Here is a 13,787-nt window from a genome sequence, read left to right on the forward strand (position 1 = left end):
CTCCATGACCCAGGAACCCGTCTCCCTCGCCCACGCGCTGGCCTCCTTCTCCGAGCAGTGGAGCCCGCGCATCGTCACCGCCGTCAACGACTACGACGTCCGCGTCGCGAAGGTCGAGGGCGAGCACGTCTGGCACGTCCACGACCACACCGACGAGTTCTTCCTCGTCCTCGACGGCGAACTCCACATCGGCCTGCGCGAACCGGCCGGCGAGCGCACGGTCGTCCTGCCCAGGGGCAGCGTCTTCACCGTCCCGCGCGGCACCGAGCACAAGCCGTACGCCCCCGTCCCGACCGCGATCCTCATGTTCGAACCGACCGGCACCCTCACGGTCGGCGACCGTCACGACGACGTGCCCGAGCACGTGGACGCCACGACCGGCCATGCGCTGGACCGGCTGTCAGTGCCGGATGACACCCTGGACGCATGAACCACTCCGCACCCCGACGGGCCCGCGTCCGCGCCCCCGAGCTGACCGGCAAGGGCGGCTGGCTGAACACGGGCGGGCAGCAGTACACCCTCGCCGACCTGCGAGGACGCATCGTCGTCCTGGATTTCTGGACGTTCTGCTGCATCAACTGCCTGCATGTCCTGGACGAGCTGCGCGAGCTGGAGGAGAAGCACCGGGACACGGTCGTGGTGATCGGGGTGCACTCGCCGAAGTTCGTGCACGAGGCCGAGCACCAGGCGGTGGTGGACGCCGTCGAGCGGTACGGGGTGGAGCACCCGGTGCTCGACGACCCGGAGCTGTCCACGTGGAAGCAGTACGCCGTGCGCGCCTGGCCGACGCTCGTCGTGATCGACCCCGAGGGGTACGTCGTCGCCCAGCACGCCGGTGAGGGGCATGTGCACGCCATCGAGCGGCTGGTGGCGGAGCTGGAGGCCGAGCACGAGGCCAAGGGGACGCTGCGACGCGGGGACGGACCGTACGTGCCGCCGGAGCCGGAGCCGACGGTGCTGCGGTTCCCGGGCAAGGCGCTGCTGCTGCCGTCCGGGAACTTCCTGGTGAGCGACACGACCCGGCACCAGCTGGTGGAACTCGCCGAGGACGGGGAGAGCGTCGTGCGGCGGATCGGGTCCGGCACGCGCGGGTTCGCCGATGGACCGACGGACAGGGCCGCCTTCAACGAGCCGCAGGGGCTCGCCCTCCTCGACGACGGGTCGGTGGCCGTCGCCGACACCGTCAACCACGCCCTGCGACGGCTGGACCTCACCACCGGTGACGTCACCACCCTCGCCGGTACGGGCAGGCAGTGGTGGCAGGGCTCACCCACTTCCGGCCCCGCCCGCGAGGTCGACCTCTCCTCCCCCTGGGACGTCGCCTTCTGGCGGGGCAAGGTCTGGATCGCCATGGCCGGTGTCCACCAGCTGTGGGCGTACGACCCGGTCGAGGGCACGGTCGCGGTCGCGGCCGGGACGACGAACGAGGGGCTGGTGGACGGCCCGGGGACCGAGGCCTGGTTCGCGCAGCCATCCGGCCTCGCCGCCACCCCCGAGCGCCTCTGGCTCGCCGACTCCGAGACGTCCGCCCTGCGCTGGGTGGACCCGGACGGCTCCGTCCACACCGCCGTCGGCACCGGCCTGTTCGACTTCGGCCACCGCGACGGCGCCGCCGGACAGGCCCTGCTCCAGCACCCGCTGGGCGTCACGGCCCTGCCGGACGGCTCGGTCGCGGTCAGCGACACCTACAACCACGCCCTGCGGCGCTACGACCCCGCGACCGGCGAGGTCACCACCCTGGCCACGGACCTGCGCGAGCCCAGCGACGCGGTGCTCGCCGGAGACGACATCGTGGTCGTGGAGTCGGCCCGGCACCGGCTGACCCGGCTGCGGCTGCCGGAGGAGGCGGTGAAGGTGCCCGAGGTCGCCCACCGCACGCGGCGGGAGGCGACCGAAGTCACCCCCGGGCGGCTCCGGTTGGACGTGATCTTCCAGGCCCCGGCGGGCCAGAAGCTCGACACCCGGTACGGCCCCTCCACACGCCTGCTGGTCTCCTCCACCCCGCCGGAGCTGCTGCGCAGCGGCGAGGGCGCGGGGAGTGACCTCTCCCGCGCCCTCGAACTCGACCCCTCCGTGCCGGAGGGCGTGCTGCACGTCTCCGCGATGGCAGCCTCCTGCGACGACGACGCCGACAGCGAGTACCCGGCGTGTCACGTCCACCAGCAGGACTGGGGCATCCCCGTCCGCCTCATCGAGGCCGGGACGGACCGGCTTCCCCTGGTGCTGGCCGGGATGGACACCTGATCCGGGCGGGGGTCACACCCCGTACCCGTCGCTGCAGTCGTCCTGCGTGTGCGGAGGTTTGCCGGGACGGTCACTCCTTTCCCCGGGTCACAGGGGGGCGGACCGGCGTTCCCCCTGCTGCGCGAAGACCACCATGCTGGTGAGCCACAGGGCCGCGGCCGTCACCCCGGCGCCCATATCCGCGTTCGCTGCCAGCAGCCAGGACCACAGCCAGGAGACCTGCGGCTCGATGCCCAACGTCAGGGTCACCACTGCGAGCAGCAACGGGACGCACCAGGCGAGGGAGCTCCCGATGAGGCGCACGGCCAGCAGGGCCAGGCCGCACAGGGCGAGGACGTTCCGTGCGACGGCCGCGCCTCCACGGTCGTCCAGGATGTCGGTCGGCAGCAGGGCCCAGGCAGCCAGCGCGGCCCCGAGGGAGACCAGCCCGGTGTGGGCCAGCCTGGCGCGACGGATCACCGGCCCGCCAAGGCCGTCCCAGGGCTGCATCGAACCGTGAGCGGTGGCCGAGAGGATCACCGCGCAGACCGCGGGGAGCAGGATCAGGGTGACAGGTGTGTTCTGGTCCGAGGAGTAACCGACCTTCACCAGCGCGCCGTTGAGGACAAGGGAGGTGACGGCGACGGCCGCCAGGAGCAGGACGGAGACGGCCAGCCGGCGACTGCGGCAGTACAGGACAGGCCCGCGGGCCCCACGGACACCGCCGGCTTCGCGCGGGCTCACCGGAAGTCCTGGCCCGAGAGCGTGCACGTCCGGAACGCGCCCCAGTGGTCGCTCAGCCAGGTGCTGCCCTGTCCGTTGGACCACTTGTTGATCGTCTGCTGTGCTGTGCGTAGTTCCGTGGTCGGCGCGGGGAGTCCGGGCACTGCTGAGGCGTCCGCGCGGCCGTGCGCCAGCCACTGCTGCACGAGTTCGGTCAGGGCTGCGATTCGCGGGTTGTCCTGTGTCAGGTTGCAGGCCTTGAAGTCCGTCAAGGAGCTGATCAGGTCCTCTCGCGCTTCCTCGACCCGGCCGGGACGCAGATCGTCGAGGTACAACGGCGCGGTGCCCGGAGCAGGGGTGCTGCTGCGCTCCTGCTGGACGAGCCGGGTCATACGCTGCGGGGTGTGCGCCAGCCGAGTGGCCGTGTCCGTGAAGGTGTCCCGCACCTCGGGCAGCGCACTCTCGAACGCCGGGTGCACACAGATCGCCAGGCCCCGGGAGGTGGTGCACACCGTCGACAACCGCGCGGACTCGGCTGTGCTGAGGGCGGGCTGGTGGAAGCGCCCGTGCAGAGGGCTGAGCACCGCGACACCGGTGACCGCCAGGGCCAGTGAGGCCACTGCGACCCCGATGATCGCCCGCCGCGACAACAGGCGGGCGAGGCACACACCGGCGCCGGCCACCGCCACCCCGGCGAGCCAGACGGCCTGGCCTGCGTAGAGGCCGTCGTGCGGCAGATCGTACGGCGTGACAAGTTCGTCCAGGAACGGGAAGAGAAGGTAACCGGGCTGCCCGACCAGGTCGTAGTGCACCACGTAGACGGCGAAGGGCACCACGGCAGCGAGGGGTGCGGTGAAGCGACTGGGCCACAGTCGGCCGACAGAATATCCGAGCACCGTCCAGGCCACCACGGCACACCAACCCGCGAGCCACCCGCTGATCCCGATCTCGCCTGCGGGTGCTTCCAACAGCACCCTGACCACGACCGCCACGGCGACGAAGCCGTACGCCAGGGACGCCCAGGCGACCATGGCGAGCAGCTGGGCACCAGGCAGCCACCAGGCGGGAACCGAACTCATCCCGGTCAGGTAGGAGAGTCCGCGCTGTTGCTCCCGGCCCCCCGCGAGTGCCGCGAGTCCGGCCATCCCACAGCTGCTCAGGACACCGGAGAGCACCACGGAGTGGACGGCGTTGGGCCAGAAACCCACGCCCGGAGTGAGGTTGCCGAAGGCGTTCCACACACTGACGAAGATCAGGACGAGGACGGCCCAGAGGTGCCAGCGGGTACGCGTCTCCAGTGCGGCACCCCTCAGGATGCCGGTCCGCAAACCGCTCATCGTGCACCGCCCTGGGCTTCGGAGCCGTGTCCCTGGCGGCCGACGACCGTGTGGTAGCCCCGCTCCAGCTCCGTGTCCCCCTCCTCGGACGACGCCCCGGCCGCAGCCAGTTCGCGCACAGTGCCCTGGAAGACGATGTCCCCGTCTTCGAGGACCAGCACGTCGTCGCACATCGCGGACACGTCGTCAGTGAGGTGGGTGCTCAGCAGCACGGGCGTGGTGTCGGCGAGGCCGCGCACCATCTTGCGGAAGTCCGAACGCTGACGCGGGTCCAGACCGACGGTGGGTTCGTCGAGTACGAGGAAATCGGGACGGTGGACCATCGCCGCTGCGATCCCCGCCCGTTGCCGCATGCCACCGGACAGCTTCGCCATGCGTACCGAGGCACTGTCCGTCAGCCCCACAGCGGCGACGGCCTCGCGCACGGCCTGTGCGGCGGACACACCCTTCATCCCCTTGGTCCACGCCACGTACGAGACGAAGTCCTCAACGCTGAACGACGCGACGTATCCGAAATTCTGCGGCAAATATCCAATTCGCTGCCGCGCTCGCTCCCGGGCCTTCTTGTCGCTGTAATCCTCGCCAAAAACCTGAATGCCGCCACCGGCAGGGGGCAGGAGCGTGACGACCGTTTCCAGCAGAGTCGTCTTTCCCGCGCCATTCGGCCCGAGAAGGGCGGTCACGCCACTGTCCAGCGAAAAAGTAACACCCCGCAGAACCGTACGCTTTCCGCGTCGCTGCACCAATCCATCGGCTACAACCGTTGCCACGCCCCAGCCTTCCTACGTTCTAATGGTTCTCAGGCGTCAGCAGGCTCGGACGTCGCGGGGAGACGTGTCGTGGTAGGTGCCGCCCTTCCAGTACCCCCGCGCGTAGTAGCCACGCTTGTTGCCGTTGTCGCAACTGGACACCCCGACCGTCCAGTCCTTCCGCGTGTCCGTCATCGCGTTCTTCGCCGTGAGCGGGTCAGGAAGGAGGTTCTTGTCCCACTTGATCTCAGTGGTCAGCGTGCTCGACTTGGCAGAATTGCAAGACGCCTTGGACTGCCCCCACAGGGTGCTCCCGGTGACGACATTGAACTTGACGGACGGCTCAGCGCATCCGCTCGGTGCCGCCATCGCCGGAATGGCGGTCACCAACCCTCCAAGGAGTGCGGCGCCGGCACATGCCGCGACTATGCCACTCTTCCGGCCAAATCTCTTCATTTGTACCCCCTGCTGTGATTTCCGATGCGCACAAAGCCGGTCCAGCTTTTGTGCGGAGTAGGAAAATATCATGAGGGTGGCAGGCGGGCAAGCGAAATGATCTTGCCGTAATTTCAGGGCCGGAATGGCTGAGTGCAGTTATCTCGCTCTTCTTGGTGACTTTTACGACAAAGGCAGAAAGGTGAGCAGTGCTGCAATAGCGGCTTGTGCTGCTTTAGTGCAACTCACACCAGTTTCTTCTCTGCTTTGTAGACGCGCTGCTTTCTTCTGCGTCACTGGACGCGAATCCGTTACAGGACACTCGGAGTGTGCCGACTCGTCTATGTTGCGCCTCTGGGGTGTTCTCCGCGCGACCGGATCAAGCCATGACACGGCTGCCCGGACGGTGGTTCCGGGCAGGCTCCAATCCCGCGGCCCGTCCGGTAGGAGAAGGACGGCTATCGGGCGAGCACGCCCCGGACATCCCGTAAGTGCTCGCCCTGGAGTACGCCTTGTCACCGCGCACCCGGTCCGGCCGGCTGCGCGGACGGCCCGTGCCGCGGCGCCGGATGCGTAAGCCGTCCAGCACCGCGGTGAACATCGGGCTGTCACCCCGCTGACCGGGCGAGATCAGCCAGTGCAGCGGGCGGGCCCGGTCGTCTGGCCGCCGCAGGCTCGCCTTTCGGGGCGCGCCGGCGGCGTGCTGATGCGCACGGACCTAGACCCCGTATCCGTCGCTGTAGCCGTCGCGGCGGTGATGGTGGGCCGCCGGGTCCTCCACGACCGACGTCGTGGGCGGCACCACCACGCGCCGCCGCCTGGCGATGCTGCTGAACGTCGTGACGCCGATCAGTCCGACGATCATCAGGATGATGCCGACGAGGTCGAGATTGACCCCCTGCATGTCCCAGTCGGTCGCGAACGTGAGGATGGCTCCCACGGCGATGAGGATGATGCATCCGCCGAGGCCCATGAGTGTCGCCTCCCTGTACGGTCCGGTCGTTCCGGTCCGCACACCGGGTACCCCCGAGGGGAACACCCATGCGGTGACGGCCTGTTCTACCTCTCGAGGAACGCCGTCAACGCGTTCGCGAGCAGGAACGGGTCGTCGGCGCCGCACAGTTCGCGTGCGCTGTGCATCGACAGGATGGCCACGCCGATGTCGACGGTCCGGATGCCGTGCCGGGCGGCGGTGATCGGGCCGATCGTGGTGCCGCAGGGCATGGAGTTGTTGGAGACGAAGGACTGGAAGGGCACGTCGGCCGCCTCGCAGGCCGCCGTGAACTCCGCGCGGCCCGAACCGTCCGTGGCGTAGCGGTTGTTGACGTTGACCTTGAGGATCGGGCCGCCGTTGACGCGCGGGTGGTGTGTCGGGTCGTGCCGCTCCGCGTAGTTGGGGTGGACGGCGTGGCCCGTGTCGGAGGACAGGCAGACCGTGCCGGCGAAGGCGCGGGCCCGGTCCTCGTAGGAGCCGCCGCGCGCGAACACCGAGCGTTCCAGCACGTTGCCGAGCAGCGGCCCGTCTGCGCCCGTGTCCGACTGGGAGCCGTTCTCCTCGTGGTCGAAGGCGGCCAGGACGGGGATGGACGCCGGCTGGGACGCGCCGGAGGCCACGGCCGCGAGGGCCGCCGTGCCGGCGTGGACCGACAGCAGGTTGTCCATGCGCGGACCGGCCAGCAGTTCGCGGTCGCGGCCCAGGTAGGCGGGCGGTTCCACGGAGTGCGTCATCAGGTCCCAGCCGGTGACCTCGCCGGCCGGGATGCCGGCGGTCTCCTCCAGGAAGGCGATCAGGTCGCCGTCGCGCACGTCGTGGCCCAGGCCCCAGACCGGCTGCATGTGCCGCTGCTTGTCGAGCTTGAGGCCGTCCGCCGTCACCGAGCGGTCCAGGTGGATGGCGAGCTGCGGGACGCGCAGCAGCGGCCGGTCGACGTTGACCAGGCGGGTCGAGCCGTCGCGCAGGGTGAGCCGGCCCGCGAGGCCCAGGTCGCGGTCCAGCCAGGAGTTGAGCAGCGGTCCGCCGTAGATCTCCACGGCCACTTGGCGCCAGCCGTGTGCCCCGCTGTCGGGGAGCGGCTTGACGCGCAGGTTGGGGGAGTCGGTGTGGGCGCCGACGATCCGGAACGGCGTGTGCGGCGCGGCGCCCTCCGGCACGTACCAGGCGACGATCGCGCCGCCGCGCAGCACGTACTTGCCGCCGCGCGTCCCGTCCCAGGCGTCCGTCTCGGCGACCTGCCTGAAGCCGGCCTTCTCCAGCCGCTCGGCAGCTGTGGCCACGGCGTGGTACGGCGAGGGGCTCGCCGCCAGGAAGGTCATGAGGTCGTCGGTGTGGCCGCGGTCGAAGCGGGCTGGTTCGGTCATGGGTTCACCTTAACGACGGACGAGGGCCCGTTCCCGGCGTAGGGGAACAGGCCCTCGAACAGAGGACATGAGGATCAGAACGCGGCCTCGTCCAGCTCCATCAGGTCCAGCTCGACGCCCTCGGCGACCTTGCGGGCCAGGGTGACGCCCGGCAGGACGTTGGCGGCGAAGAACTTGGCCGCGGCGATCTTGCCGGTGTAGAAGGCCTTGTCCTTGGCGGAGGCGGTCTCCAGCTTCTCGGCGGCGATCGCGGCGCCCTTGAGCAGCAGGTAGCCGACGACGACGTCACCGGAGGCCATCAGCAGGCGGGTGGTGTTGAGCCCGACCTTGTAGATGTTCTTGACGTCCTGCTCGGTGGCGGCGAGGTCGGTGAGCATCAGGCCGACGATGGCCTCCAGCTCGACAGCGGCCTTGGCGAGGTGCTCGCGGGCCCCGGCCAGCTCCTCGCCGCCCGTGCCGAGGGCCAGGAACTTCTTGATGTCCTCGGCGAGGGAGTTCAGCGCGGCGCCCTGGTTACGGACGATCTTCCGGAAGAAGAAGTCCTGGCCCTGGATCGCCGTGGTGCCCTCGTAGAGGGTGTCGATCTTGGAGTCCCGGATGTACTGCTCGATCGGGTACTCCTGCAGGAAGCCGGAGCCGCCGAACGTCTGGAGCGACTGGGCGAGCAGCTCGTAGCCCTTCTCGGAGCCGTAGCCCTTGACGATCGGCAGGAGCAGGTCGTTCAGCGCGTGCTCGGTGGAGGCGTCCTCGCCGGCGGCCTCCTTGATCTGGATGGCGTCCTGGATCGAGGCGGTGTACATCACCAGGGCGCGCATGCCCTCGGCGTACGCCTTCTGCGTGATCAGCGAGCGGCGCACGTCCGGGTGGTGCGTGATGGTGACCTTGGGCGCGGTCTTGTCCATGAAGTTCGCCAGGTCCGGGCCCTGGACGCGCTCCTTGGCGTACTCCAGCGCGTTCAGGTAGCCCGTGGACAGCGTGGAGATCGCCTTCGTGCCGACCATCATGCGGGCGAACTCGATGATGCGGAACATCTGGCGGATGCCGTCGTGCTTGTCGCCGATCAGCCAGCCCTTGGCGGGGTGCTGGTCGCCGAAGGTCATCTCGCAGGTGTTGGAGGCCTTCAGGCCCATCTTGTGCTCGACGTTCGTGGCGTAGACGCCGTTGCGCTCGCCCAGCTCGCCGGTCTCGAAGTCGAAGAGGTACTTCGGGACGAGGAAGAGGGACAGGCCCTTGGTGCCGGGACCGGCGCCCTCGGGACGCGCGAGCACGTAGTGGAGGATGTTCTCCGACATGTCGTGCTCACCCGAGGTGATGAAGCGCTTCACGCCCTCGATGTGCCAGGAGCCGTCCTCCTGCTGCACGGCCTTGGTGCGGCCGGCGCCCACGTCGGAGCCCGCGTCGGGCTCGGTGAGCACCATCGTGGAGCCCCACTGCTTCTCCGTGGCGATCTTGGCTATGTGCTTCTGGACCTCGTTGCCCTCCTCGAAGAGGATGCCGGCGAAGGCCGGGCCCGAGGAGTACATCCACACGGCCGGGTTGGCGCCCAGGATGAGCTCGGCGTACGCCCAGATCAGGGAGCGGGGCGAGGTGGTGCCGCCGATCTCCTCGGGCAGGCCGAGACGCCAGTACTCGGAGTCCATGAAGGCCTGGTAGCTCTTCTTGAAGGACGCGGGGACCGGCGCCGTGTTGGTCTCCGGGTCGAAGACCGGCGGGTTGCGGTCGGCGTCGATGAAGGACTCGGCCAGCTCGTTCTCCGAGAGGCGCGTCAGCTCCTCCAGGATGCTCTTCGCGGTCTCGACGTCCATCTCCTCGAACGGGCCGGTGCCGTACACCTTGTCGCGCCCGAGTACTTCGAAGAGGTTGAACTCGATGTCGCGGAGATTCGACTTGTAGTGCCCCATGGCGACGGCTCCCGGCTCCCTAGAGAGATCGGCGAGGCACTGGCTCCTCGCGCTAGTTCACGTACCAACAAGTAGCTACGATGATGCTACCCGTCAGTAATAAGGCGCAACCCCATCCGGTCATCTGTGACAGGTCACACCGGAACGGTCAAGGTCGCGGTGTAGCCGTCGCCCGCACTGCCCGCCATCGCCGCCAGCTGCCGCTCGTGGCCGTCGCTGAAGATGCCGTCGTCCTCCAGGGAGAGGCTGCTCAGGTTCCGCACGCTGTCGCCGTAGCCGTCCGTGGCGTACACCGCGTCGCAGACGTCCTTCGGGAAGGCGAGCTGCGAGGTGTTGGTGATCGACGTGGCCGCGGTGGCGTCGGCCAGGCTGCCGTAGACCTCGAAGTGGACGTGCGGCCAGCGGCCCGGGTAGCAGCCGGGGAAGATGCTGGTGAACGTGACCCGGCCCTTGTCGTCCGTCTCCTGGACGCCCCGCAGGTAGTTCTCCTCGGTGACGCCCTCGGAATACAGGGAGTAGGCGCCGTCCCGGTCGCAGTGCCAGACGTAGACGGCGGCGCCCTGCTTCGGTGTGCCGCACCCGGAGGCCGCGTCCACCACCGTCAGCGTGATCGTCAGGGGGACGCCCTCGGCGGTGCCGCCCGCGGAGTCGCCGAAGCTCTTCCTGATGTCGCTGCGGACGACCCCGCTCTCCTTCAGCACGTTCACGCCGTTCGAGCCGTCACCGGGGAAGGGCCCGGCCGTCTCCTCGGGGATCTCCGCGCACTCGGCGGCCGCCGAAGCGGAGGAGGCCGACGGGGAGGCGGAGGACGCCGTGGTCGTGTCCTCCGTCGTGCAGCCCACCAGCGGGACCAGGCTCACGCCCGCCATCAGCCGGATCATCCGGCGGCGGGCGAGGACGGGCAGGTCGTACGACAGGCCCCTGTCGTGCTCGTGCGGGCCTTCGTCATGGGGTCCGTTCATGGTCCGACGCTACGAGCGCCGGGCGCGGCGATCCACAGAGCCGGCGCTGTCAACTCGCTGTCGGTTTTCCGGGACTGCCGTACCGGCCCGATCGCCCGGCCGCGCTCGGTACTCTTGCGCTCATGTACGGCTACGACCAGACAGCGGGCCCGCAAGGGCAGTACGCCCCTCCGCAGCAGCCGATGTCCGGCGGGTACGGACAGCAGCCGCCGCTGTACCCCGAGCCGTCCCCGCCCTCCCTGACGGACGCGGTGCGCGCGTTCACGACCGGGCAGATGTCCGCCGAGGACTTCCAGCAGGTCTTCGCGACGTCGAAGGTCTACTGCCCGCGCGGTGACAACCCCGGCTTCCTCGCCCTGCACAACACCCAGCAGCCGGTGATCCCGATGTTCAGCACGCTCAAGGAGCTGCGCCGGTACGCGGGCAAGGAGTCCAAGTACTTCGTGATCACCGGAGCCGAGGTCCTGGACCTGCTGCCGACCGGCTACGGCTTCGTGCTGGACATGGAGGGCGAGCACCGCATGGTGTTCGACGCGAAGGCCGTCGAGCAGATGGTCGAGTTCGCGATGCGCCGGATGTATGGCTAGCCGCCATTGCTTCGCAGACGGCCAGCCGACGCCCTCACTTCGGCAGGCGTAGCGCCAGGCCGTCCAGGACGACCTCCAGGCCGTAGGCGAATTTCGTATCGCGCAGGGCGACGGGGTCGGTGGTGGCCTCCTCGACCTCCGCGTGCGGAATGGCCAGGTGGGTGTGGTCGGCCGCAGCCCGCTGGGCCGCGGGCATGAGGCGGGCGATGAAGTCGGCCTCGGTCTCCCCGGACCGGGCGACTGTGGTGAGCCAGGCGGCCTCCGCGTTGCTCATGCCCATGACGTACGAGAAGACGGTCTCGATCGCCCGGCTCGGCTCGGGGAACCCCGCCGCGGTGAACAGGGCCGCGAGGCGCTCGGAGAAGCTCATGTAGTTGGGCCCGAGGTAGGCGAGCCCGGCCTGGCCCAGGACCAGGGTCAGCCAGGGGTGCCGTAGGGCCGTCGTACGGAAGGAGCCCGCGGCCTCGGTCACCGCCGCGCGCCAGTCGGGGCTGTCGGCCGGCGGGACGTGGATCTCGGCGGCGACCTCGTCCACTGCGAGCTCCATCAGCTCGTCCTTCGTGGCGACGTGCCGGTACAGCGAGGTCGCGCCGGCGTTCAGACGGGCGCCGAGCTTGCGCATGCTGAGCGCCTCGATGCCGTCCGCGTCGAGCATCGCGATCGCCTCCCGGACGATCGCGTCCCGGCTCAGCGCGGGCTGCTCGGTCCGGCGCTGCTCACGGGCCCAGACGGATGGGATCGGGGCCGCCTTCTTCCTGCTCCTGGTCATCGGTGTCCTCCCTGGTGGCCGTGCAGCCGCCGTCATGCGAACAGCGTGCGCAATCAGCGTACAGAATCCAAGTCTTGCGAACACTGTTCCAGTCTGCGTACAGTGTTCGCATCGGAGGAACGGTGTTCGCAGGAGGGGAACTGGAATGGACGCTCGCAACCCACGGCGCTGGTGGATCCTGATCGTGCTGTGTCTGAGCACGCTCGTGCTGGTCGTCGACAACATGGCGCTCACGGTCGCGGTGCCCGCGCTGACCGAGGACATCGGGGCGAGCGCCCAGGACATGCAGTGGATCCTCGACTCCTACACGCTGGTCTTCGCCGGGCTGCTGCTGACCTCGGGGAGCCTCGGGGACCGGTTCGGGCGCCGGAAGGTGATGCTGATCGGCCTGCTGCTGTTCGGGGCGGCCTCGCTGGGGGCGGTGTTCTGTTCCACCCCGGGTGAGCTGATCGCGGTGCGGATCGCGATGGGCGTCGGCGGGGCGCTGATCATGCCGTCGACGCTGTCGATCCTGATCACCGTCTTCGACGAGGACGAGCGGCCCAAGGCGATGGCGGCATGGGGTTCGGTGTCGATGCTGGGGCTGGTCGGCAGCCCGGTCCTCGGCGGTGTGCTGATCGACCACTTCGCCTGGCAGGCGATCTTCCTGATCAACGTGCCGATCGTCGTTCTCGCGCTGCTGGCCGGTGTGCTGCTGATGCCGGAGTCGAAAGCGCCCTGGCAGAAGCCGGACCCGCTGGGCGCGGTGCTGTCCGCGGTGGGGATGACGGCCCTGGTCTGGTGGATCATCGAGATCCCCCAGCACGGCGCGTTCGGCGGCCGCTCCCTCCTCGTCCTGGCCGTCGCGGTGGTCGCCCTGGCCGGTTTCGTGGTCTGGGAGAACGTCACCCGCTCGCCGATGGTCCCGCTGGCCCTCTTCAAGCACCGCAACTTCAGCGGAGGATCGCTCTCCCTGGCGCTCGTCCAGATCGGAAACGCCGGCCTGCTGCTGGTCCTGACCCAGTACCTCCAGTTCGTCCTCGGCTGGTCCGCGGTCAAGGCGGGCCTGGCCTTCCTGCCGCTGGCGGTGGCCGCGCTGGCCGGCAACGCGGCGGGGGCGCAGCTCGCGGTGAAGGTGGGCAACCGGTTCGTCATCCTCGGCGGCATGCTGCTGATGACCGCCTCCTTCGGGCTGCTGACCACGCTCACCGCCGACAGCGGCTTCACGGTCCCGGCCGTGGCGCTCGGGATCCTGGGCCTCGGAGCCGGCCTGGCGATGCCGGCCGCGGTCGCCGCCCTGATGAGCACCATCCCGGAGGAGAAGGCCGGCGTCGGCTCCGCCCTCAACGACACCATCCAGCAGTCCGGCACCGCCCTCGGCATCGCGATCCTCGGCTCGCTGCTCTCCGGTGGCTACAGGGACGAGATGCCGGCCGGCGCTCCCGAGCAGGCCAGGGAGTCCATCGGCGGCGCCCTGGCGGTCTCGGGCGGCGACCCGGGTCTGGTGCGGGCGGCCCGGGAGGCCTTCACGGCCTCGATGTCGACGACCTTCACGATCAGCGCGATCGGTGTCCTGGCGGCGGCGGTCGTGGCCACGGCGGTGATGCGGGACCGCAAGCCAGAGCCCGCTCCGGCCGGGTGCGAGGAGCCCGAGCTGGTCGCCTGACGCGGGCCGTGACAAGGGCCGGCGCCCCCGTGCGGGGAGCCGGTCTTTCGTCGTGCCCCTGTCCCGTGGTTCGCTGCGCCGTCGCCCGGGAATGCCCA

At 69.5% G+C, this 13,787-nt stretch carries 13 protein-coding genes; 4 read left to right on the forward strand and 9 right to left on the reverse strand.

All coding sequences use genetic code 11. The features are described 5' to 3' along the window. Positions 1-4: 4 nt before the first annotated feature. Complete coding sequence (locus ACZ3I3_RS00645; protein WP_086564871.1) at positions 5-430, forward strand: cupin domain-containing protein; 426 nt, start codon at positions 5-7, stop codon at positions 428-430. Beyond that, a complete protein-coding gene (locus tag ACZ3I3_RS00650; protein WP_467361397.1) occupies positions 427-2,244 on the forward strand; it encodes a thioredoxin-like domain-containing protein in 1,818 nt (605 codons plus the stop codon). Before ACZ3I3_RS00645 ends, ACZ3I3_RS00650 begins: the two co-directional genes overlap by 4 nt. Positions 2,245-2,331: 87 nt before the next feature. Here the strand turns inward: ACZ3I3_RS00650 and ACZ3I3_RS00655 are convergent, their stop codons facing one another. The 8 genes from ACZ3I3_RS00655 to ACZ3I3_RS00690 form a co-directional block, all read right to left on the reverse strand. After that, complete coding sequence (locus ACZ3I3_RS00655) at positions 2,332-2,967, reverse strand: hypothetical protein (RefSeq protein WP_467361399.1); 636 nt, start codon at positions 2,965-2,967, stop codon at positions 2,332-2,334. Continuing rightward, positions 2,964-4,283 (reverse strand): hypothetical protein, encoded by a 1,320-nt coding sequence (locus ACZ3I3_RS00660; RefSeq protein ID WP_467361401.1) that lies wholly within the window; start codon positions 4,281-4,283, stop codon positions 2,964-2,966. Before ACZ3I3_RS00660 ends, ACZ3I3_RS00655 begins: the two co-directional genes overlap by 4 nt. Further along, positions 4,280-5,053, reverse strand: a complete 774-nt coding sequence (locus ACZ3I3_RS00665; protein ID WP_467361403.1) for an ABC transporter ATP-binding protein — start codon at positions 5,051-5,053, stop codon at positions 4,280-4,282. The genes ACZ3I3_RS00660 and ACZ3I3_RS00665 overlap by 4 nt, the downstream gene beginning before the upstream one ends. 36 nt (positions 5,054-5,089) lie before the next feature. Next, positions 5,090-5,419, reverse strand: a complete 330-nt coding sequence (locus tag ACZ3I3_RS00670; protein ID WP_399165527.1) for a hypothetical protein — start codon at positions 5,417-5,419, stop codon at positions 5,090-5,092. 766 nt (positions 5,420-6,185) lie between these two features. Continuing rightward, positions 6,186-6,440 carry a DUF6458 family protein gene (locus tag ACZ3I3_RS00675; RefSeq protein WP_356927226.1) on the reverse strand — a complete coding sequence of 85 codons (255 nt, stop codon included), beginning with the start codon at positions 6,438-6,440 and terminating at the stop codon, positions 6,186-6,188. Positions 6,441-6,526: 86 nt separating this feature from the next. Then, entirely contained in the window at positions 6,527-7,825 is a 1,299-nt protein-coding gene (locus ACZ3I3_RS00680) for a M18 family aminopeptidase (protein WP_467361404.1), read from the reverse strand. 74 nt (positions 7,826-7,899) lie between these two features. Then, positions 7,900-9,726, reverse strand: coding sequence for an acyl-CoA dehydrogenase (locus ACZ3I3_RS00685; protein WP_467361405.1), 1,827 nt, complete (start codon positions 9,724-9,726; stop codon positions 7,900-7,902). A 134-nt stretch (positions 9,727-9,860) separates the two neighbouring features. Further along, the gene (locus ACZ3I3_RS00690) at positions 9,861-10,688 is read right to left on the reverse strand and encodes an intradiol ring-cleavage dioxygenase (RefSeq protein WP_467361407.1); all 828 of its coding nucleotides are present in this window, start codon (positions 10,686-10,688) and stop codon (positions 9,861-9,863) included. Between the two features lie 122 nt (positions 10,689-10,810). Between ACZ3I3_RS00690 and ACZ3I3_RS00695 the strand changes: the two genes are divergently transcribed. Beyond that, positions 10,811-11,275 carry an SseB family protein gene (locus ACZ3I3_RS00695; protein WP_086560757.1) on the forward strand — a complete coding sequence of 155 codons (465 nt, stop codon included), beginning with the start codon at positions 10,811-10,813 and terminating at the stop codon, positions 11,273-11,275. A gap of 34 nt (positions 11,276-11,309) precedes the next feature. Here the strand turns inward: ACZ3I3_RS00695 and ACZ3I3_RS00700 are convergent, their stop codons facing one another. Further along, positions 11,310-12,044 carry a TetR/AcrR family transcriptional regulator C-terminal domain-containing protein gene (locus ACZ3I3_RS00700; protein ID WP_467361408.1) on the reverse strand — a complete coding sequence of 245 codons (735 nt, stop codon included), beginning with the start codon at positions 12,042-12,044 and terminating at the stop codon, positions 11,310-11,312. A gap of 145 nt (positions 12,045-12,189) precedes the next feature. Here ACZ3I3_RS00700 and ACZ3I3_RS00705 point away from each other — a divergent pair, with 145 nt between their 5' ends. Then, on the forward strand, positions 12,190-13,689 hold the full coding sequence (locus ACZ3I3_RS00705; RefSeq protein ID WP_467361410.1) for an MFS transporter: 1,500 nt from the start codon (positions 12,190-12,192) through the stop codon (positions 13,687-13,689). Positions 13,690-13,787: the final 98 nt, after the last annotated feature.

Source organism: Streptomyces sp. NPDC016851, from assembly GCF_055562795.1.

Excerpts from the sequence above, each read along its gene's own strand:
- ACZ3I3_RS00680 (WP_467361404.1), bottom strand. The coding sequence starts at position 7,825 with ATGACCGAACCAGCCCGCTTCGACCGCGGCCACACCGACGACCTCATG.
- ACZ3I3_RS00700 (WP_467361408.1), bottom strand. The coding sequence starts at position 12,044 with ATGACCAGGAGCAGGAAGAAGGCGGCCCCGATCCCATCCGTCTGGGCC.
- ACZ3I3_RS00685 (WP_467361405.1), bottom strand. The coding sequence starts at position 9,726 with ATGGGGCACTACAAGTCGAATCTCCGCGACATCGAGTTCAACCTCTTC.
- ACZ3I3_RS00675 (WP_356927226.1), bottom strand. The coding sequence starts at position 6,440 with ATGGGCCTCGGCGGATGCATCATCCTCATCGCCGTGGGAGCCATCCTC.
- ACZ3I3_RS00705 (WP_467361410.1), top strand. The coding sequence starts at position 12,190 with ATGGACGCTCGCAACCCACGGCGCTGGTGGATCCTGATCGTGCTGTGT.
- ACZ3I3_RS00695 (WP_086560757.1), top strand. The coding sequence starts at position 10,811 with ATGTACGGCTACGACCAGACAGCGGGCCCGCAAGGGCAGTACGCCCCT.
- ACZ3I3_RS00660 (WP_467361401.1), bottom strand. The coding sequence starts at position 4,283 with ATGAGCGGTTTGCGGACCGGCATCCTGAGGGGTGCCGCACTGGAGACG.
- ACZ3I3_RS00645 (WP_086564871.1), top strand. The coding sequence starts at position 5 with ATGACCCAGGAACCCGTCTCCCTCGCCCACGCGCTGGCCTCCTTCTCC.
- ACZ3I3_RS00690 (WP_467361407.1), bottom strand. The coding sequence starts at position 10,688 with ATGAACGGACCCCATGACGAAGGCCCGCACGAGCACGACAGGGGCCTG.
- ACZ3I3_RS00650 (WP_467361397.1), top strand. The coding sequence starts at position 427 with ATGAACCACTCCGCACCCCGACGGGCCCGCGTCCGCGCCCCCGAGCTG.